At 55.7% G+C, this 19034-nt stretch carries 17 protein-coding genes and 1 tRNA gene; 11 read left to right on the forward strand and 7 right to left on the reverse strand.

Features of this window, described 5'->3' with window-relative positions:
* Positions 1-2: 2 nt before the first annotated feature.
* The 11 genes from FY034_RS07110 to FY034_RS07160 all read left to right on the forward strand — a co-directional run bounded on the left by FY034_RS07110 (position 3) and on the right by FY034_RS07160 (position 13318).
* Positions 3-614 carry a DUF448 domain-containing protein gene (locus FY034_RS07110; RefSeq protein WP_265554737.1) on the forward strand — a complete coding sequence of 204 codons (612 nt, stop codon included), beginning with the start codon at positions 3-5 and terminating at the stop codon, positions 612-614.
* Entirely contained in the window at positions 611-3460 is a 2850-nt protein-coding gene (gene infB / locus FY034_RS07115; RefSeq protein ID WP_265554738.1) for a translation initiation factor IF-2, read from the forward strand. Before FY034_RS07110 ends, infB begins: the two co-directional genes overlap by 4 nt.
* A 142-nt stretch (positions 3461-3602) precedes the next feature.
* A complete protein-coding gene (locus FY034_RS07120) occupies positions 3603-3974 on the forward strand; it encodes a ribosome-binding factor A (protein WP_265554739.1) in 372 nt (123 codons plus the stop codon).
* A complete protein-coding gene (locus FY034_RS07125) occupies positions 3946-4911 on the forward strand; it encodes a DHH family phosphoesterase (RefSeq protein WP_265554741.1) in 966 nt (321 codons plus the stop codon). The genes FY034_RS07120 and FY034_RS07125 overlap by 29 nt, the downstream gene beginning before the upstream one ends.
* Complete coding sequence (gene truB / locus FY034_RS07130) at positions 4905-5783, forward strand: tRNA pseudouridine(55) synthase TruB (RefSeq protein ID WP_265554742.1); 879 nt, start codon at positions 4905-4907, stop codon at positions 5781-5783. The genes FY034_RS07125 and truB overlap by 7 nt, the downstream gene beginning before the upstream one ends.
* A 107-nt stretch (positions 5784-5890) precedes the next feature.
* Entirely contained in the window at positions 5891-6157 is a 267-nt protein-coding gene (gene rpsO / locus FY034_RS07135; RefSeq protein ID WP_012469731.1) for a 30S ribosomal protein S15, read from the forward strand.
* Between the two features lie 181 nt (positions 6158-6338).
* On the forward strand, positions 6339-8450 hold the full coding sequence (gene pnp, locus FY034_RS07140) for a polyribonucleotide nucleotidyltransferase (protein WP_416222772.1): 2112 nt from the start codon (positions 6339-6341) through the stop codon (positions 8448-8450).
* Between the two features lie 109 nt (positions 8451-8559).
* Complete coding sequence (gene speA / locus FY034_RS07145) at positions 8560-10467, forward strand: arginine decarboxylase (RefSeq protein WP_265554746.1); 1908 nt, start codon at positions 8560-8562, stop codon at positions 10465-10467.
* A gap of 219 nt (positions 10468-10686) precedes the next feature.
* Positions 10687-11883, forward strand: coding sequence for a saccharopine dehydrogenase family protein (locus FY034_RS07150; protein ID WP_265554748.1), 1197 nt, complete (start codon positions 10687-10689; stop codon positions 11881-11883).
* 137 nt (positions 11884-12020) lie between these two features.
* The gene (nspC, locus tag FY034_RS07155) at positions 12021-13175 is read left to right on the forward strand and encodes a carboxynorspermidine decarboxylase (protein WP_265554749.1); all 1155 of its coding nucleotides are present in this window, start codon (positions 12021-12023) and stop codon (positions 13173-13175) included.
* A 66-nt stretch (positions 13176-13241) separates the two neighbouring features.
* A tRNA-Arg gene (locus FY034_RS07160) sits at positions 13242-13318 on the forward strand.
* A 69-nt stretch (positions 13319-13387) separates the two neighbouring features.
* Here the strand turns inward: FY034_RS07160 and FY034_RS07165 are convergent.
* Genes FY034_RS07165 through FY034_RS07195 form a run of 7 tightly spaced genes read right to left on the reverse strand, consistent with a single transcriptional unit; the run spans position 13388 to position 19032 of the window.
* Positions 13388-15154, reverse strand: coding sequence for a hypothetical protein (locus FY034_RS07165; protein WP_265554750.1), 1767 nt, complete (start codon positions 15152-15154; stop codon positions 13388-13390).
* Positions 15155-15159: 5 nt separating this feature from the next.
* Complete coding sequence (locus FY034_RS07170; protein WP_265554751.1) at positions 15160-15948, reverse strand: hypothetical protein; 789 nt, start codon at positions 15946-15948, stop codon at positions 15160-15162.
* A complete protein-coding gene (locus FY034_RS07175; protein ID WP_265554752.1) occupies positions 15948-16232 on the reverse strand; it encodes a carboxypeptidase-like regulatory domain-containing protein in 285 nt (94 codons plus the stop codon). Before FY034_RS07175 ends, FY034_RS07170 begins: the two co-directional genes overlap by 1 nt.
* Complete coding sequence (locus tag FY034_RS07180) at positions 16225-16464, reverse strand: hypothetical protein (RefSeq protein ID WP_265554753.1); 240 nt, start codon at positions 16462-16464, stop codon at positions 16225-16227. Before FY034_RS07180 ends, FY034_RS07175 begins: the two co-directional genes overlap by 8 nt.
* Positions 16458-17975, reverse strand: coding sequence for a hypothetical protein (locus FY034_RS07185; protein WP_265554754.1), 1518 nt, complete (start codon positions 17973-17975; stop codon positions 16458-16460). Before FY034_RS07185 ends, FY034_RS07180 begins: the two co-directional genes overlap by 7 nt.
* Positions 17975-18541: a hypothetical protein gene (locus FY034_RS07190; RefSeq protein WP_265554755.1), complete on the reverse strand. Its 567-nt coding sequence runs from the start codon at positions 18539-18541 to the stop codon at positions 17975-17977. The genes FY034_RS07185 and FY034_RS07190 overlap by 1 nt, the downstream gene beginning before the upstream one ends.
* On the reverse strand, positions 18538-19032 hold the full coding sequence (locus tag FY034_RS07195) for a hypothetical protein (RefSeq protein ID WP_265554756.1): 495 nt from the start codon (positions 19030-19032) through the stop codon (positions 18538-18540). The genes FY034_RS07190 and FY034_RS07195 overlap by 4 nt, the downstream gene beginning before the upstream one ends.
* Positions 19033-19034 lie beyond the last annotated feature (2 nt).

Genomic DNA, 19034 nt, shown 5'->3' on the forward strand with positions numbered 1-19034 from the left:
ATATGAAGCTGCACAGTGGGCCAGGGCCACAGCGAAGTTGTATTGCCTGCAGACGCGAAGGTGATAAAACGGGCTTTCTACGTTTTGTGATCGCGCCGGACGGCACGGTAACCCCGGACCTGGAGGGAAAACTACCCGGTCGTGGAGCGTATCTCTGCCAGTCAAGGCGTTGCGTGCTGGATGCTGTCTCCAAGCGACAGTTTAATCGTGCCTTCAAGGGGATGGCTGCAGCGGTTGACGGTCCGGCGCTGGTAACGCTTCTGCAACAGATCATGGAACAGCGGATTAGCGGCTATCTTGCCCTGGCCAATAAGGCCGGTGCAACGGTGTCCGGCGGTGAGGCAATTGAACGGTCCCTGAAGGGGGCAAAACTGCCGCGTCTGCTTGTGCTGGCAACGGATATCTCTTCAGCCATTGCTGAAAAGCTGGAAGGGATGGCGGCACGGGCGGCTGTGCCGGTGGTGCAGGTGTTGTCCAAGGAGTTGTTGGGACAACTGGTAGGTAAAGAGTCGGATCGAAGCGCTGTAGCCGTGATGTCGGACGGCTTTGCATGGTCACTTGTTAAGGAAATTGAGCGATACAGGAACTACCTGGAGGAGGAGAGCGGTCGATGAGTAAGACCCGGGTAAGCAATCTTGCGGAAAAGCTGGGCATCGATACCAAGGAGGTACTTGCCAGGCTGAAGGCGTTGGGCTATGACGCCAAGGCCGGATCCTCCACGGTTGACGATGAGGCGGTGGCCAAGCTGACAGCATCCAGACCGGCTGAGTCCGGCCCTGAAGAGGTTCGGGTTACGACGAACATAGTCCGTCGCAGATCAAGGCCTTCTGCAGCAGCAGAGCCCGAGGCGGAAGCCCCGGCAGTTGTTGAGGCTGCTGCCCCTGCTGCTCCTGTTGTCGTGGTTGAAAAGGCTGCTCCTGTTATCCCGGAGCGGGTTTCTGTCGTGAAAAAGGCTGTTGAAACGGTTGTCGCACCGGTAGTGGCCGAGGCTGCTCCGGCAGCTGAGGCAGTGACGGCCCCTGCCGAACCTGTGACAGCTGTTGAGCCGACCGTTGCTCAGGAAACCTCTCCAGCGGCGCCAACAGCCAAACCAGTGACGGCTGCGCCAGCTGTTCCTCCCCAGCCGGAACGTGCCAGTGCAACCCAGGCCCGCATCCTGGGGATGATCGAGATTCCAATCACCCCTGAAGCACGGCCCTATCGTCGTGAGCCGGGTCGCGGTCCCGGACCGGGTGGTGATCGTGGTCCCCGTCCGGCAGGTGGTCAGGATAACCGTGGTCCTCGTCCGGCAGGTGCTCAGGATAACCGCGGTCCTCGTCCGGCAGGTGCGAACGACAACCGTGGTCCCCGTCCGGCAGGTGCGAACGACAACCGTGGTCCCCGCCCGGCAGGACCGCCGCGGGATCCTGCCGCACCCCGTCCAGCCGGTGCACGTCCTGTTCAGTTGACCCAGGTCGATCTGCCACCGCAGGGCGAAGAACGCCGCAAAGCCTTGGGGCCGAACCGGAAGCCGGGTGGTCCAGCCAAGGATACTGCTGCCGACAAGGCCAAAAAGGGAGCAGCAGCCAAAGGCAAGGGTCGTGAGCAACTTAACAAGCAGGCGTTGCTTTCAAGAGAAGAACGCCAGTTTGACCCGTTCCACAAGTCTCGCAAAAAAGGCAAGGAACGTGAAGAACCGGGCAAAACAGAGCTTACGACACCTAAGGCGATCAAGCGGATTATCAAAATCTCTGAGACCATTACCATTGGTGAACTTGCCAAGAGGATGGGGATCAAGGCAACTGACCTGATCAAGGCCATGATGAAGATGGGATCAATGGTTACCATCAACCATGTGCTTGACCACGATGCTGCGGTACTGCTTGCCTCAGATTACGGCTACGAAGTGGAGAACGTGGCAGTAGACCTGGATGAAATCCTGGAGTTTACCCCGGATGCGCCGGAACTGCTGCAGGAACGTCCGCCGGTGGTTACCATCATGGGCCACGTTGACCATGGTAAGACCTCGCTCTTGGATGCCATTCGTGAGGCCAACGTTATTGCCGGTGAGGCCGGTGGCATTACCCAGCATATCGGTGCCTATGACGTGGAGCTGCATGGACGTAAGATTACCTTCCTGGACACCCCTGGTCACGAGGCGTTTACTGCCATGCGTGCCCGTGGTGCCAAGGTAACTGATATCGTTATCCTGGTGGTGGCTGCAGATGACGGTGTCATGCCTCAGACCAAGGAAGCGATCAACCACTCCAAGGCTGCCGGTGTGCCGATTATTGTTGCCATCAACAAGATCGACAAACCGGATGCCCGGCCTGAAAAGGTCAAGCAGGAACTGACTGAACATGGCATTGTCTCCTCTGAGTGGGGTGGCGATGTGACCATGGTTGAAGTATCTGCCAAGAAGCGCTTGAACCTGGAAGAGCTGCTTGAGATGATCCTGCTGCAGGCTGACCTGATGGATCTGAAAGCAAACCCTGACAAGGCTGCCAAAGGTACGATTGTAGAAGGTAAGCTGGATAAGGGACGTGGACCGGTTGCCACCGTGCTGGTACAGGAAGGTACGTTGCGTACCGGCGATTACTGTGTGGTTGGCGTTCACTCTGGCCGTGTGCGGGCCATGCAGAATGACCGTGGCGAGCGGGTACTTGCCGCCGGACCGGCCATGCCGGTTGAGGTGGTTGGTCTGCCCGGAGTACCGGATGCCGGTGATATCTTTGTGGCCATGAAGGATGAGAAACAGGCCAAAGAAATCGCAACCCTGCGCCAGATCAAACAGCGTGAGCTGGAGCTGGCCAAGCATGCCAAGATGTCCCTGGAGCAGTTGTACGAGAAGATTCAGAAGGGTGAAGTCAAGGATCTCAACGTGATCGTCAAGGCAGACGTTCAGGGCTCGGTTGAGGCGGTGGCAGAATCGCTGCGTAAGCTGTCAACTGAAGCGGTTCGCCTGAATGTTATCCATACCGCTGTTGGTGCCATTACCGAGACCGACGTCAACCTTGCCACTGCCTCCAATGCCATTATCATCGGCTTCAGTATCCGTCCTGAGGTCAAGGCCCAGGCCATGGCTGAGAAGGAAGGTGTGGATATCCGGCTCTACAACGTTATCTACGACGCCGTGGATGATGTCCGTAAGGCGATGGAAGGTCTGCTTGAGCCGGTATTCAAGGAAAAATACCTTGGCCGCGCCGAAATACGTGAGATCTTCTCCGTACCCAAGGTCGGCAACGTTGCCGGTTGCTACATCCAGGATGGCAAGATTCTCCGTAATGCTCAGGTTCGTCTGCTGCGTGACAACGTCGTGGTCTACCAGGGTAAACTGGGCACTTTGCGCCGCTTCAAGGATGATGTCAAAGAGGTTGCGACCGGCTACGAGTGCGGTATGGGGCTGGAGAACTACAATGATATCAAGGTCGGCGATATCATAGAGGCCTTTGAGATGGAAAAAGTGGCAGCCAAGCTGTAGAAACGGCCTTTTCCCGTCCTGGCCCCGTCAAGCTTCAGCATGTCTTGTGCGGTGTACTCTTCGTGTACGCCTCTGCGCCATGCCTCGCTTGCCAGAACCTGAACGAAATAAGCTCGTTTCGGCAAGTCAAAGGGTGTTCGTCATGAAACACAAACGTTCCGATAAGGTCGCCGAGACCATCCATACTACTATCTCCACGATCCTGTCCCGGGGGTTGAATGACCCCCGGATCGGTTTTGTCACCATTACCGGGGTTGAGGTGACCGACGACCTGCATCTGGCACGGATCTTTTTTACGGTGATTGGTGATGAGGCTGCCAAGAAGAGTTCCGAGGCAGGCTTGAACAGTGCGGCCCGCTTTATTCGGCATGAGTTGGGTAAAGTGCTGAAGATGCGCTATACCCCTGATATCCTTTTTAAGTATGACCATTCCCAGGAGTATGGCCAGCGGATTGATGACCTGCTGCGGGAAGTGGGAACCAGCAATGACGGAAACGATTCAGAAGATCGCTGACGCTATCCGGCAAAGCCGGACCGTGTTGATTACCAGCCATGAAGGCCCTGATGGTGATGCCATTGGCTCGTCATTGGGGCTTGCTGCATTTTTGAAGGCGATCGGCAAGCAGGTGGTGGTGCATCTGGCTGACCCGGTGCCTGAGCTGTACCGCTTTCTGCCCGGTGCGGATCAGGTCTGCGATGCTATCCCTGATCAGGATTTTGATCTTGCCTTTGTGCTTGATGTAGGAGAGTTCCGTCGTGCCGGCAAGCGGTTCGGTGCTTTCAAGCGGATTGGACAGACCATCAATCTTGACCATCACCTGACCTGCGAAAACTTTGGTGCCATCAACCTGATCGATGAGCAGGCTGCGGCAACCGGCCTGCTGGTCTGGCGGATTGCCAAGGCCTACGGCTTTACCGCTGATTATGCAACCGCCCTCTGCCTCTATGTGGCAGTGTTGACTGATACCGGCTCGTTCCGCTATTCAAACTCGAACCAGGAGGCCTTCACTGCTGCTGGTGAACTGGTTGATCAGGGGGGCCTGAATGCCTGGCATGTGGCGGAAAAACTGTATGAAAGCCAGCCCCGCAAACGCCTTGAGCTGCTGGCGCAGGCGTTGCCCACCCTTGAATTTGTAAAAGATGGCCAGGTTGCCTCAATTACGGTGACCCTTGCCATGTATGCTGCAACAGGTGCTACTGCCGAGTTGACCGATGGTTTTGTCAATTATCCGCGTTCGGTGGCCGGGGTTGAGGTCTCCGTTTTTTTTCGTCAACTTGATGAACGCAAGTACAAGGTCGGCTTCCGCTCCAAGGGGACCGTCAATGTGGCCACGCTGGCCCAGGCCTTTGGAGGTGGCGGCCATCATAACGCCGCCGGAGGTACGGTTGAAGGAAGCCTGGACGAGGTTAAGCGGATCGTCTATGGAGCGGTTGAAGCAGCACAGTGGTAGACGGTTTTCTGGTCATTGATAAACCTGCCGGTATCAGCTCCCATGATGTCGTCAATCGGGTGCGGCGCATCCTTGGAACCAGGAAGGTCGGCCATACCGGTACCCTTGATCCCTTTGCAACCGGTGTGCTGCCGATTGCCGTGGGGGAGGGGACCAAGGCGATCCAGTTCCTGGATGAAGGTGAAAAGGCGTATGAGGCGGTCATCCGGCTCGGTCTGGTAACCGATACCCTCGACATCACCGGTGCTGTCTTGCAGGAACATGATCCCGCCGGGGTACGCCAGGAGCAGCTTCTGGGGGCCATGGCACGTCTGACCGGCGGGATCAGCCAGGTCCCTCCCATGTATTCTGCCATCAAGCAGGGGGGGCAACCGTTGTACAAGCTGGCCCGCAAGGGGGTCGAGGTAGAGCGGGCAGCCCGGCAGGTAACCATCCACAGCTTCGAACTGCTTGGGTTTTCATCGCCTCTGGCAACCGTTCGGGTGCATTGCTCCCGTGGCACCTATGTGCGGACATTGGCTGATGATCTGGGAAAGCTGCTTGGATGCGGTGCCTGTCTGACTGCGTTGCGGCGCACCATGAGCGGACCGTTCCGGCTGGAGGCAGCCATGACCCTTGACCAGCTTGCCTGCTCTGTTGCAGAAGGGCTGGTGCAGCAGCGTGTGGTGGCCTTGACCGCGGCGACCTCACACCTGCAGCAGATTCAGCTGACTGAATCTGAGCTGCAGAAGCTTAAAAACGGTATTCCGCCCCGGGACAGGCTGCTTGAGATGCAACCGGGACTGTTCAGTCTGATGTATGGCCAACAGGTGATAGCGGTTGCAGAACAGACCCCTGAGATGGCTATCAGCCTGAAAAGGGTCTTCAACTGATGGAAATGCTTTACAGGTTCAGGTAAGGTGTGATAGAGATATATCCCTTTTAGTGTTTAAAGTGTTTCGACACATACATCCCCATGCAGTACAGGAGGAGCCCACAGGTGCTGGCTACAGAAAAAAAGCAGGAAATCATTAACAACTTTAAGAAGCATGAAGGCGATACCGGATCCCCTGAGGTCCAGATTGCAATCCTGACCGCACGTATTGTGTATCTGACCGATCACTTCAAGATCCACAAGAAGGATCATCACAGCCGCCGCGGTCTGTTGAAGCTGGTTGGCCAGCGTCGTCGCATGCTTGACTATCTCAAGTCCCGTGACCTTGATCGCTACAAGAAGGTGATCGAGCAACTCGGTATCCGCAGGTAGGAAGCGGGCAGCTATCCCGGCACAGCCCCGGGATCTGCCCGCCTCTTTTATTGTTTCGCAAAAGGGCTGTTAAGGCCCTTTTATTTTTTGTCAACCGTGTTGGGGGCGTGGATAGAAAAACTCTGGTTCCAGGGAGTTTCTGTCGACGGCCCCAGCGCACATTTTCATGTGAGGAGAAAACATGACATTCAACGAAAAGTGCGTAGAAGCTCAGGTAGGAAACATGAACGTAAAGATTTCCACCGGCAAGATGGCCAAGCAGGCCAGTGGTGCGGTGGTGATCAGCAGTGGCGATACCATGGTGCTGGTAACCGTGGTGGGCACCAAAGAGGCGAAGCCGGGCCAGGACTTCTTTCCCCTGACCGTCAACTACACCGAAAAAACCTATGCCGGCGGAAAGATTCCCGGCAGCTTCTTCAAGCGTGAAGGCCGTCCCTCCGAGGACGAGACCCTGATCTGCCGTCTGATCGACCGTCCGATCCGTCCCCTGTTCCCTGAGTCATACCTGTGTGACACCCAGGTCATGGCAACCGTTATTTCTGCTGAAGAAGACCATGATCCGGCCATCCTGTCCATGATCGGCGCATCCGCAGCCCTGATGATCTCGGACATCCCGTTTGAAGGTCCGGTTGCCGGTGTCAAGGTTGGCCGTGTTGACGGCAAGCTGATCGCCAACCCCAGTGCAGAGCAACTGAAACTGAGTGACCTTGAGATCGTGGTTGCTGCTGGTAAGGATGCCATCTTCATGGTTGAGGGTGAGGCTGACTTTGTTTCTGAAGAGGATCTGCTTGAGGCGGTCTTCTTTGCCAAGGATGCAGTTCAAGGAATCCTGGCTGCTCAGGAAGAACTGGCCAAGCAGGTTGGCACTGCCAAGCGCGAAGTTGCTCCCCTGGCTGTTGATGAAGCACTGAAGGCAAAGGTAACGGAGCTGGCCTTTGACCGTATTGCCCAGGCGTTCAAGATCAAGGCCAAGCAGGAGCGGTATGCTGCTGTGGCGCAGATCAAGGAAGAGGTTGTCGCTGCCCTGGCTGCTGAGTTTGAAGGCCGTGATAAAGAGATCAAAGGCTTTATCGGCGATATCGAATATGATCGTATGCGTAACGATGTGCTGGAAACCGGCATCCGTATTGATGGCCGTGATACCAAAACCGTTCGCCCGATCGCCATTGAGGCAGGTCTGCTGCCCCGTGCGCACGGTTCCACCCTGTTTACCCGTGGTGAGACCCAGGTGCTGGCTGCTGCCACGCTGGGTACCTCACAGGATGAGCAGCGTATGGACTCGCTCTATGGTGAATACCGCAAGAAGTTCATGCTGCACTATAACTTTCCTCCTTTCTCGGTTGGTGAAACCAGCTTCCGTCTGGCTCCGGGCCGTCGTGAGATCGGTCACGGCATGCTGGCAGAACGGGCTATTTCCGCTATCCTGCCAAGCCACGACGACTTCCCGTATACCATCCGGATCGTGGCAGAGACCCTTGAGAGCAACGGTTCCTCCTCCATGGCGACCGTCTGCAGCGGTTGTCTCTCTCTGATGGATGCCGGCGTGCCGGTCAAGGCACCGGTGGCTGGTATTGCCATGGGCCTGATCAAGGAAGGCGAGAAGGTTGCCATCCTGACTGACATCCTGGGCGATGAAGATCATCTGGGCGATATGGACTTCAAGGTTGCCGGTTCCGCAGACGGCGTAACCGCCCTGCAGATGGATATCAAGATCGGTGGCGTCAGCAAGGAGATCATGCAGCAGGCCCTTAAGCAGGCCAAGGAAGGCCGTCTGCATATCCTGGGCAAGATGGCCCAGTGTCTGGCCGCTCCCCGTGAAGAGATGTCTGCCTTTGCCCCGCGCATCACCACCATCTGGATCAAGCCTGACCGTATCCGCGACGTTATCGGTACCGGCGGCAAGACCATCCGCAGCATTACCGAGGCAACCGGCGTTATGATCGACATTGACTCCGACAACAGCGGCAAGATCAATATCGCCAGCTCGGACAAGGCTGCCTGTGACGCCGCAATCCAGATGATCCGCGGTCTGACGGATGAGGTTGAAGAAGGCAAGCTCTATATGGGCACCGTCAAGAAGATCATGGAGTTCGGCGCCTTTGTGGAAGTGCTGCCCGGTACTGATGGCCTGGTACATATCTCCGAACTGGACGAGACCCGCGTCAAGAATGTTACCGACATCCTGAACGAAGGTGACAAGGTGCTGGTCAAGTGTATCGGCGTGGATAAACAGGGTAAGATCAAGCTTTCGCGCAAGGCCGCCCTTGGCCAGTCGTTGGAAGAAAAAGACTAATCCTGTTACAGGCGAGTTACAAAGGGGACGGGGCTGCGGTCCCGCCCCCTTTTTTGTTGACGGTACACACTCAAATCCTGCATAAGTCCCAGATTGAGGAGGGTTGTCTATGGAGCGCTGGTCAATCAATGAGTCTGCCAAGGTGTACAACCTGGATAACTGGGGAGCAGACCTGTTTTCAATCAACAAAAAAGGCAATGTCTGTGTTCACCCATCCTCAAACTCAAAGAATGCCATTGATCTGCGCGCCCTGGTTGATGACCTGATCAAGCGCAAGATCAAGCCGCCGATCCTGCTGCGTTTCATGGATGTGCTGCAGGGGCGGATCGCCTCCATCAACCGGGTCTTCCGGAATGCCATTGCTGAAAACGACTATCCCGCCAAATACCAGACCTTCTATCCGATCAAGGTAAACCAGCAGCGCCAGGTGGTTGAGGCGATTGCCAGCTATGGTAAACGCTACAACATCGGCCTTGAGGTCGGTTCCAAGCCGGAACTGGTGGCCGGCATCGCCATCTCCACCGGCAATGGCCTGCCGATTATCTGCAACGGTTACAAGGATGCAGAATATATTGAAACCGTGCTGTTTGCCACCCGGGTCGGCTACAACATCACCATCGTGGTAGAGAAGCTGTTTGAGTTGGAAAAGATCATTGAACTTGCCAAAAAGACCGGTATCAGGCCAAGCCTGGGTATCCGGGTCAAGTTGTCCTCCAAGGGGACCGGCAAGTGGGCCACTTCTGGCGGCGAGGATGCCAAGTTTGGTCTGCGGATGTCAGAGATCATGGCCGCCATCAAGATGCTGGATGAGGCAGGGCTGCTGGATTGCGTCAATCTGCTGCACTCCCATATCGGCAGCCAGGTCACCAAGATCGACAAGATCAAGACCGCCCTGATCGAGGCAGCCCGGATCTATACCGAGATGCGCAAGCTGGGGGTTAATATCCAGTATCTGGATATTGGCGGCGGTCTGGGGGTTGATTATGATGGTTCCAAATCCAGCTATTTCTCAAGCGTCAACTACACGGTGGAAGAGTACGCCAATGACGTGATCTATCAGATCAAGAACATCTGCGATGAAGCCGGAGTGGACTGCCCCAACATCATCTCTGAATCCGGCCGGGCCACGGTTGCCCACTATTCAGTGCTGATTACCAATGTCCTCAATACCAACACCCAGAACCTGATGCCGGATTATGAGCAGATTCTGGAGGAGATGGAAAAACCTGCCCCAACGGTTCGCAAGCTGTTGGATATCTACAAGAGCATCGACCGTTACTCGTTGCGGGAGGATTACCACGACACCCTGCAACTGATCAACGAGGCGGTCAGCCTGTTCAATCTGGGCTATCTGACCCTGCAGGACCGGGCTATTGCCGAATGGCTCTACTCAAAGATCATCAAGAAGATCAACAGCATTGTGGAGAAGATCAAGCCGATCCCGGAGGAGCTACAGAACTTCCAGCTTGCCCTGCGTCAGACCTATTTTGCCAACTTCTCACTGTTCCAGTCCATTCCGGACTCCTGGGCCATTGATCAGCTCTTCCCGATCATGCCGCTGCAGCGTCTGGGGCAGCGTCCGGATGTGATGGCCTCAATTGCGGATATTACCTGCGATTCAGACGGCGAGATCACCAGCTTTGTGGGGGAGAACGGACGCAGCAAGTTCCTGCCGATGCACAAGCTGAAAAAGGATGAGGATTACTACATCGGCTTTTTCCTGATCGGCGCCTATCAGGAGATCCTGGGTGACCTACACAACCTGTTCGGTGACACCAATGCCGTGCATATCACCTTTAACAAAAAGACCGGCTATATGATTGATACGGTCATTAACGGCGATGCCACCTGGGAAACCCTCAAGTACGTTCAGTACAAAGGTCCGGAGATTCTCAAGCATGTGCGGGACAATCTTGAAAAGCAGGTTGCCATCAAGAAGGTCTCCATTGAGGAAAGCAGCCACTTTATTGAACTGTTGGATAGAACCCTGTTGGGCTACACCTACCTGGGTGAATAGTTCAGTTTCCATTGTAACGTGTCAGCTTTGTTAGCTTGTCATCGGCGCCTTAATGTACTGCACAGGTGCCTAGAGGAGCCGAACTTCACGCCGTCGGGTGACCATCCTTAAGCTGGAACCGGGAACGGTTTGTAAATGTTGTGTGACAGGCTTGCACCTGGAGCAGCTGCTGTCTAAACTATCTGCCAATTTCCAATTTAACTCAGGAGGAAGCTGTCCATGAGTAACGTACTCATCATCGGTGCCGGCGGTGTCGGCCAGGTTGTTGCCCACAAGTGTGCCCAGCGTCGTGACATCTTTAGCGAGATTACGCTGGCCTCCCGCACCAAGTCAAAATGCGACGCCATTGCTGCCCAGCTGGGCAACAGCATCAAGACCGCCCAGGTGGATGCTGATAACGTCCCCGAGCTGGTGGCCCTGATCAAACAGGTGCAACCAAAGCTGGTGATCAACGTGGCCCTGCCGTATCAGGACCTGACCATCATGGATGCCTGCCTTGAGACCGGGGTGGATTATCTGGATACAGCCAACTACGAGCCGCTGGACACGGCCAAGTTTGAGTATTCCTGGCAATGGGCCTACCAGGACCGCTTCAAGCAAGCTGGCCTGATGGCGCTGCTGGGGTCCGGTTTTGATCCGGGCGTGACCAACGTCTATACTGCCCTGGCGGCCAAGAAGTATCTGGATGTGATTGAAGAGCTGGATATCATCGATGCCAACGCCGGCAGCCACGGCCAGCCCTTTGCCACCAACTTCAACCCTGAGATCAATATCCGTGAAGTAACCGCCACCTGCCGTCACTGGGAAAACGGCCAGTTTGTGGAAAGCCCGGCGCTCTCCACCAAGCGGGTCTTTGACTTCCCTGAGGGGATCGGGCCGATGAATTGCTACCGTCTCTACCATGAAGAGATGGAGTCAATCGTCAAGCATATCCCCACCATCAAAAAGGCCCAGTTCTGGATGACCTTTTCTGACAACTACCTGAAGCACCTTGAAGTGCTGCAGAATGTCGGTATGACCCGGATTGATGAGGTGGAGTTCCAAGGCCAGAAGATCGTGCCGATCCAGTTTCTCAAGGCGCTGTTGCCGGATCCCGGTTCTTTGGGGCCGCTCACCAAGGGCAAGACCTGCATCGGGGTGATTGCACGCGGTCAGAAGGATGGTAAGCGCAAGCAGGTCTATATCTACAACATCTGTGACCACGAGGCCTGCTACAAGGAGGTTCAGTCCCAGGCCATCAGCTACACCACCGGCGTACCAGCGGTGGTGGGGGCGATCATGATGCTGGCCAACAAGTGGCATGCTCCGGGTGTCTGGAACATGGAACAGTTTGATCCTGAGCTGTTCCTGGAGGTGCTGGGGCCAATGGGGTTGCCAACCGTGGTAGTTGACGGCGGAGAGTGGCCCGAGCTGTAGCAACGCCATTTCTGCGCCCTGGCCGATTCAGTCCCTGCAGAGGCTTCTTTGGCGTACTTTTCTGTACGCCTTCATCGTCTCTTTGGTGCTGCCTCAGCCATCATCGCAGGTCTGACGTTGCTTGGACGGATTAATTTATGACCGGTATTGATTGTGAAAAAATAGCTCAGTTAGCCCCTTCACCCGCCTATGTGGTTGATCTGGGCCGGTTGCGTCATAATCTGGCGATCCTGGATCAGGTGCAGCAACGCAGTGGCGCCAAAATCCTTATGGCGCTGAAGGCGTTCTCCATGTGGAGTACCTTTCCGCTGATCAGCCGGACCCTGCATGGTGTCTGTGCCAGCTCCCCCTGGGAGGCGCGCCTGGGGCGGGAGGAGTTTGGCCGTGAGGTACACAGCTTTGCCGCTGCCTTCAAGGAGAGTGATGTGGTCGAACTGCTCTCCATCTCCAACCATCTGGTGTTTAACTCCTTTAACCAGTTGGAACGCTTCCGGCCATTATGGGAAAAAGAGCAGGGCAGGGTCTCCATCGGCCTGCGGGTAAACCCAGAACACTCGGAAGGCCACACTGCCATCTATGACCCCTGTGCCCCCACATCCAGACTGGGTATTCCGGTTGCCGAGTTTGCAGGCCGTTCACTGGAGGGGGTCGAGGGATTGCACTTTCATACCCTCTGCGAGCAACTGTTTGAGCCGTTGGAGCGGACTGCCAAGGTGTTTGAAGAAAGATTCGGGCAGTATCTGCAGGGGATGAAGTGGCTGAATCTGGGAGGCGGGCACCATATCACCCGTGAGGGCTATGATATTGACGGGCTGGTGGAACTGGTCAAGTATTTCAAGAATAAGTATGGGGTAGAAGTCTATCTGGAACCGGGTGAGGCGATTGCTATCGGCACCGGTGTGCTGGTCAGTGAAGTGCTGGATGTTGTGCATAACCAGATGGATATCGCTATTCTGGATGTCTCGGCCACCTGCCACATGCCGGATATTCTGGAGATGCCCTACCGCCCAGAGATCACCGGCGGTTTTGATCCCGGTGAAAAGCCCTGTACCTACCGCTTGGGCGGTCCTTCCTGCCTGGCCGGTGACGTGATCGGTGACTGGTCCTTTGAACAGCCGCTGAAGGCAGGCGATCGTCTGGTGTTTGAAGATATGTCCCATTACACCATGGTCAAAACAACCACCTTCAACGGTATTCAACACCCTCATATCTGTACCTTTGAGCCGGATACCGGCCAGCTGCAGGTTGTACGCAGCTTTGGCTATCCAGACTTCAAATCAAAACTCTCCTGAAAAATATCTGCTCTGCCACTTGCGAAACGCACCGGCTGTGGGGTATAGTACAAAACTGCTTTTTACGTCTCCTTAGCTCAGCTGGATAGAGCAACGGCCTTCTAAGCCGTAGGTCGCAGGTTCGAATCCTGCAGGGGACGCCAAATTACAAGGGCTTACGTGAGTAAGCCCTTTTTGTATGTGGTGCATTGTGGTGCATTTTATGTGGTGGCCTACACCACCCTTGCCTCTTCAGCTGAGAACCCGGCGGCTATCCCGAGTTTTAAGGCAATGTCACCGCCCGAATAGTCAACATACGGGGTGGATTCAGGATCATACAGCCACGCTGTCAGCTCGTCATTGGTCAATCCGTTCTTGGCGTGCGAAAGACCGTACATCCCTTCGGCGATAACCGGTTTTGTGATTTCGCTGTCCTCAGCAATATTAAACATCAGGAACGCCCAGGTTAATATTTCAGCGCCGATCGGCGTGTTGGTAAAAAATCTGATGTTGTCAAAGCTGGGGTCGTAATCATCCAGGGGGTAAAGCGTATACCCCATATTTGCCAGAGAACAGCTTCTGCTCGCAAGTTCCTGGCCGTTCAATATCTTTGATCGGGTTAAGCTTCCCCCGCCCGTGTAGGTGGTGCTGTTTTCGATGGTGGGCCAGTACGAGACGTTTGCCGCGCAGGTGTAACTGCCGGTTGTATAGGTGTTTATGGTCCGCTGGCTGGCCATTTTGTAAACGGCATAAAAGCCTGAACGTAAATCAAGGCCGGCCAAAAATGCGACATAATCGTTTACAGACGTGGCGACCGTTCCGTTTATCGTACCGCCCCAACCGCCCGATCCGGTGCCGGTTTCAGCCGACCCCGTGGAGTACAGGTCGTGAGACATCAGGTCTATTGAGGCGCCGTTGAACTCCAGCCACATGCGTTGCGTTGTGGTGCGTTCAAAGGTGCTGGAGTCGATCCAATAGGTAGGCACGCTTTCGGGCATGGTGCCGCAGATGTAGTCGGTTGAGAGCAGGGTGCTGGTGTACGTAGAGTTGTAACTGAAGTGCATTGTGCCGGTGACAAGCTGGTCTCCCTGGTAATCCGCAAAAAGGATGGCCTCTTTTGTGGCGATGGTGGTGTGTGTGACAATATCGGCGTCGTAGGTGTTTACTGCGTATGGGTAGTCGGTAATTGAGTATTCCTGCAGCGCTATCAGCTCCAGCAACTGGTACCCGGCTCCGGTGGAGTGGACCGCCACGGTACCAGAGGCGTTAAACAGCCAGGGTCCGCCAGAAAATACGGGGCCGGTGATGCCCGTCCATTGGTCTGATTTGTCCACCCGGCGCCGATGCACCGTACCGTAGGTTGTAGCAATAACGACATAAGCGCCCTGGATACAGGCACCGGCCACAGGTCCGGGGGTGTTTGCCTCCCAAACCTCGCCAGAGAGATAGATTTTGTTGCCCGGAGACCCGTTGCCGTACCTGAAGCCGGCCCAGTCCCATGACAGGGCAAATTCAGCCAGTCCGTACCAGTCTGACTGACCAGCTATCGAGACAGAATCTCCAATAGACCCCTGCAACAGATTGATATGCCGCGTGGGAGCAGATTTGCTGATCGAGTAAACTGGCAGCCTGCCGCACATGATGGCAGAACCGGTTCTGTTGATAATGGCACCGGTGTTCAGGTCGCACACCAGCCCCCTGTTATCCAGGCACCTTCTGATCTCTCCGTACAGGCCAAAGATCCGCAGGTTTGATGCTGAAGGGTAGGCCGCATTGCCGGTATACAAGACCAGCACGGAATCGCCGGTCTTGAATACCCGGCTGACGGCATGGGTGTCTGAATTGTGGTTGCAGAGGTAATGGATAGGTACATCAGCCACCAGCGGTCCGCTGTTAAGCTGTATCGTGGCGGTGTTTGCCTCGACATTCAGGGCGGTGATCTGTGCCACCAGCACGCGGCTGTTAACAGCCTGTTGCCAGTCGGTCAGTGACTGTTTCATAGCAACTAGCCTTTCCCCGAAATGGTGATCGGGACTATTCTCAGCGTTTCAGAAGCCTCAGGGCTGGTAGAGCTAAAGACAGGAAACGTCATATCTCTGGCAGCGTCGGTACTACGCAGCAGAAAGCACCAGTCACCCACGCTGTACGGCTCAAAATCCAGCGGCAGGATATCCTCAAACAAGCTGCCCTCCACCTCCACATCGTACACAAAGCCCTCATCAACCGTCGGGTGGGGCCATTTTGCCACAATGGTACCGCCGGTCAGGGCCGGGCAGGTGTGGTACGCGAAGATCGAAAAACTGCCATGGCCGTGGGTATGGTGGGTTACGATCAGCTCTTCGCCGGGCACCGGCTGACAGGACAGTTCCCACCCGTTTGGGGGTATCAGCAAAACATCTGAATCAGACGCGGGGCAGGAGGCGGTGTCCGGTGTGGGGCCAACAGAGTCATTGCCGCTGGTCAGCTGCGGGTCAAAATCGGCAGAGGCCCAGAAGGGGGTCTGGGGTAGATCAATCTTGATCAGTGCGGCAGTGGCCAGGTATGGGGCGGCTGATCCCGGCAGGCTAGGGTCAGGAGACCAGACGTGTCCTACCACCGCCTTGGGCTTAAACTCGCACTGGATCGGGTTTTTACCTTCTCCCAGCAAAAGCAGGTCGATAAATACCGGCAGATCCTTACCGGCCATGCTGTCGGGCACCAGATAGATCGTGCTGCTGTCTGAAGCCTGATTATCAACCGTGGTGGCCGGTATCTTTTCAGGGGTCAGGTATGCGGTAATCTGCAGGTCTGCCATCAGACCGTTATGGCATCATTGGCCAGTGTGTCGGCATTGCTGTCCAGGTATCCGGCAGCAGTTACCAGCAACGCATGTTCACCGGCGGGCACCTGGGCAAAGGTCACCTGGCCGTTGACATCAGCCGTTTGTGTCTGGGGGGTGCCGTTGATCGTAAGCGTAACCGTGGCACCAGGTATAATGGCTTTGGTACAGACGTCCTTGATGGTCAAGGTCACATCCTTGGGGCCGGACCCGGTTGCATCACTAAAATTTATGGTTATGGTCTTGCTTGCGTTAGCCATTGATCATCACCTCCACGCTGGTACCGCCGGTTACTGATCCAGCCGAGACCACCACGAGACCGGATGCGGTTTCGGCAATGGTGATCTGCTGGTTTGCCACTAACTGTCCGGCCTGCGAGAAGGCAATGGTCTTGCGGCCACGGTACAGCACGCGGTATTGCCCGTTTAAAAGCGGCTCCAACACCGTGCCGCTACCAACCCCACCGGCTGCTGCAAAAAGTCTGTCTAGCATGGTACCTGCACCTCTACAGCCCTGGTTGTCTTGACCGGGTCCAGTGTAATGGTGGTTGATACGACCTTGCCGTTGCCATACACCCCGGATACCGTATCATCGGCACGCACGGTGCAACCAGGCACAATCGGCTCTGTGGTCAACGGCAGCAGGGCAGATACCGCGACAATGGCCCGGTTTGCATCCAGATAAGCGGTGCCGGCTGCAATGCAGCCGGACAGATCATCTATCAACGGGGCGGTCTGGGCCGGGGCCACTGATCCGCCGGAGACATAGGACACCAGGGCCGACACCTGCCCCTGACCCACATCAATGCCAAACAGACATTTTTCAGCAGTTTGTCCGGTCAGCTGCCAGCGTTCATAATTGGTGGTGTAGGTCACCCTTGCAATACCGCGCACGCCAGGGGTAATAGTGGATAACTCTTTGCTGTTGCCGTCTTCCAACCACCACAATTCTCCGCCATTAGCCCCCACCCATTTGTAACTGTGTAACCGCTTGATAGGGTACCTGGTTGTTGCCGCTCCGTTTTCAAAAATCAGCTCTTCTGCGCTTACCACCAGATCAGCCGACGACAGTTTAGTGGTGCTGCCATCGGTCACAAACGGACTAAACTCAGGCGGTGATTGGGTTGGCCAGAACAGCCGCACATGCACAGGGCTGCCTAACGCCGGGCTGGATTCCTCAACCTCCATATCCGGCAACAGGGCTGCAGGATCATAGCCATAGACCGTTACAGATCCATACCCTTTACCTGAGGTGGGTTTCACAGTCAGCGGGGAATCATCCAGCGCCGTGGCGCGACTGATGGTGGTCAATGGGGTTGCGCCGGACAGATCAGGTGGACGTATCGGCCAACGTTTTCTGGCGGTAATGCTGCCGTTGGGGTTGCTCTGTAAAATGCCACCCACACTGGCTACCAGCGTTTGCAGGCACTCAATCGGTGTGCCGGTAAGTTCCCATCGGCTGGGCAGACTCCAACTGGGCAGCTGCCAATTAAGGGCAACTGTGCCGCAGATGGCAGCGGCCAACTCAGAAGCGGTGGTGTATGGGGTATCCCAGCCGTTCAGGTTTATCTCTGCTGCATGAGGCTCATCCAGCACACAGGCGGCACTGCGGCACCAGACTGTACGGGCCGGGCCCTCACCGCTGGGGTCTTCCACAAGATAGGCATGCGGCACACCTGACAGGTCAACCACCACCGAGTCACCGCGGCTAACAGCCAGACCCACCGGCAAGGTCAGCTCACAGGTACCGAACACTGCGCTTTCGCTGCTGGTGGTAACGCAGCGCTCCACCTGCCTGGTAATATCCACACCATTCAACGTGATGGGGCAGTTGGTGACTGCATAGATCGGGGCCCGGTGCGCTACCGCAGGAGGTACCGGAGCAGGCAGGGCAGACCATGACCCTGATGGACCGGGGGCATCAACCGGATCACTGGCCTGCCACCCAGTAGGCGGATGCACGAGGGCCGGTATAATCTGCTCTTTGGCTAAAAGCAGCAGCATCACGAAGCCTTTTTATACAACCTGAAGACACCGGCCCCGATACCGTTGGCAACAGAAGAAACCAGCGACAGTTCCGTAATATTGCCAATCGGGGGCAGCAGTGTTTTGGCATCAAACCCGGCTACATCATAGTTAAGAAGACTGACACATGCAGATTTTATTGCATTAAGCGACACTTTTAGCGAGGCTTCCAGCCGGTAACTGTCCTGCACATCCCCAACATAATGGCCGCTCAGGAATCCAGCCACCGGGGCACTGCCCATCTGTTGGTACACACACTGGTAATCACTGGTGCCTACACCGTTAACCCGTAAAGACAGGCTGGTATCGGCATTGGCAGCAAAATATATTTCAAGTTCGTAATTTTTGTCTGTGAGCAAATCAAGCAGATCAAACGTCACTGCAGAGTTGTATCCGGTAGTTGTAATCTCCCTAACAAGTAAGCTGCCGGCAGAGCCGGTCACTTCAGACCATCCACCGTCTTTTCTGGCGTAACTTTTCCCATCAATTGGGGCCTCAGGTACTCCTGCCGGTACGTTTGGCGCCTCCACCACACGCCTCATCATACCACGCCCCCTTTCAGCACCACCGTGCCGGCACCGCTTATATCGGACAGATGCAGGGCCACTGAGGCGGCGCCAAACAGATCCCATGCCATGATATCCAGCAGCACATCTGTTGACACAAGTTGCAATGGCACAGCCGGGGCTGCAACGCTTTTGGGGGCCAAAATACCGATTACACTGTTATCATCCGCATACAGCACAGGGGTAACCGTTATGCCCGAGACCGTATCAGACACTATCGGCACCACCACCAGTGTTGATTTGTCGCCAACTGTAATGCGTGATGAGAGCAGATCGGCGTTGATATCTACGTTGGCAGCGCTATCAGCAATCGTAACAGACCGCACCTGCACAGCGGCAAGAGACCGGCTGGCAAAATCAACCAGCTGTATCACACGCGGCTCGGCAGAACTGGTCTGCTCAATCGCGTCGCGGGTGGCCACCTTTATTCCTGCTGCCTGATCGGCTATTGCTATCCCTTTTTCACTCACGG

Source organism: Trichlorobacter lovleyi (genome assembly GCF_015239775.1).
Taxonomy (GTDB): domain Bacteria; phylum Desulfobacterota; class Desulfuromonadia; order Geobacterales; family Pseudopelobacteraceae; genus Trichlorobacter; species Trichlorobacter lovleyi_B.

Bases quoted from the DNA above. Each gene is read 5' to 3' on its own strand.
- FY034_RS07190 (WP_265554755.1), bottom strand. From the start codon at position 18,541: ATGATGAGGCGTGTGGTGGAGGCGCCAAACGTACCGGCAGGAGTACCT.
- FY034_RS07180 (WP_265554753.1), bottom strand. From the start codon at position 16,464: ATGCTAGACAGACTTTTTGCAGCAGCCGGTGGGGTTGGTAGCGGCACG.
- FY034_RS07185 (WP_265554754.1), bottom strand. From the start codon at position 17,975: ATGCTGCTGCTTTTAGCCAAAGAGCAGATTATACCGGCCCTCGTGCAT.
- FY034_RS07165 (WP_265554750.1), bottom strand. From the start codon at position 15,154: ATGAAACAGTCACTGACCGACTGGCAACAGGCTGTTAACAGCCGCGTG.
- FY034_RS07110 (WP_265554737.1), top strand. From the start codon at position 3: ATGAAGCTGCACAGTGGGCCAGGGCCACAGCGAAGTTGTATTGCCTGC.
- FY034_RS07175 (WP_265554752.1), bottom strand. From the start codon at position 16,232: ATGGCTAACGCAAGCAAGACCATAACCATAAATTTTAGTGATGCAACC.
- pnp (WP_416222772.1), top strand. From the start codon at position 6,339: ATGACATTCAACGAAAAGTGCGTAGAAGCTCAGGTAGGAAACATGAAC.
- FY034_RS07170 (WP_265554751.1), bottom strand. From the start codon at position 15,948: ATGGCAGACCTGCAGATTACCGCATACCTGACCCCTGAAAAGATACCG.
- speA (WP_265554746.1), top strand. From the start codon at position 8,560: ATGGAGCGCTGGTCAATCAATGAGTCTGCCAAGGTGTACAACCTGGAT.
- FY034_RS07150 (WP_265554748.1), top strand. From the start codon at position 10,687: ATGAGTAACGTACTCATCATCGGTGCCGGCGGTGTCGGCCAGGTTGTT.
- FY034_RS07120 (WP_265554739.1), top strand. From the start codon at position 3,603: ATGAAACACAAACGTTCCGATAAGGTCGCCGAGACCATCCATACTACT.
- nspC (WP_265554749.1), top strand. From the start codon at position 12,021: ATGACCGGTATTGATTGTGAAAAAATAGCTCAGTTAGCCCCTTCACCC.
- FY034_RS07125 (WP_265554741.1), top strand. From the start codon at position 3,946: ATGACGGAAACGATTCAGAAGATCGCTGACGCTATCCGGCAAAGCCGG.
- infB (WP_265554738.1), top strand. From the start codon at position 611: ATGAGTAAGACCCGGGTAAGCAATCTTGCGGAAAAGCTGGGCATCGAT.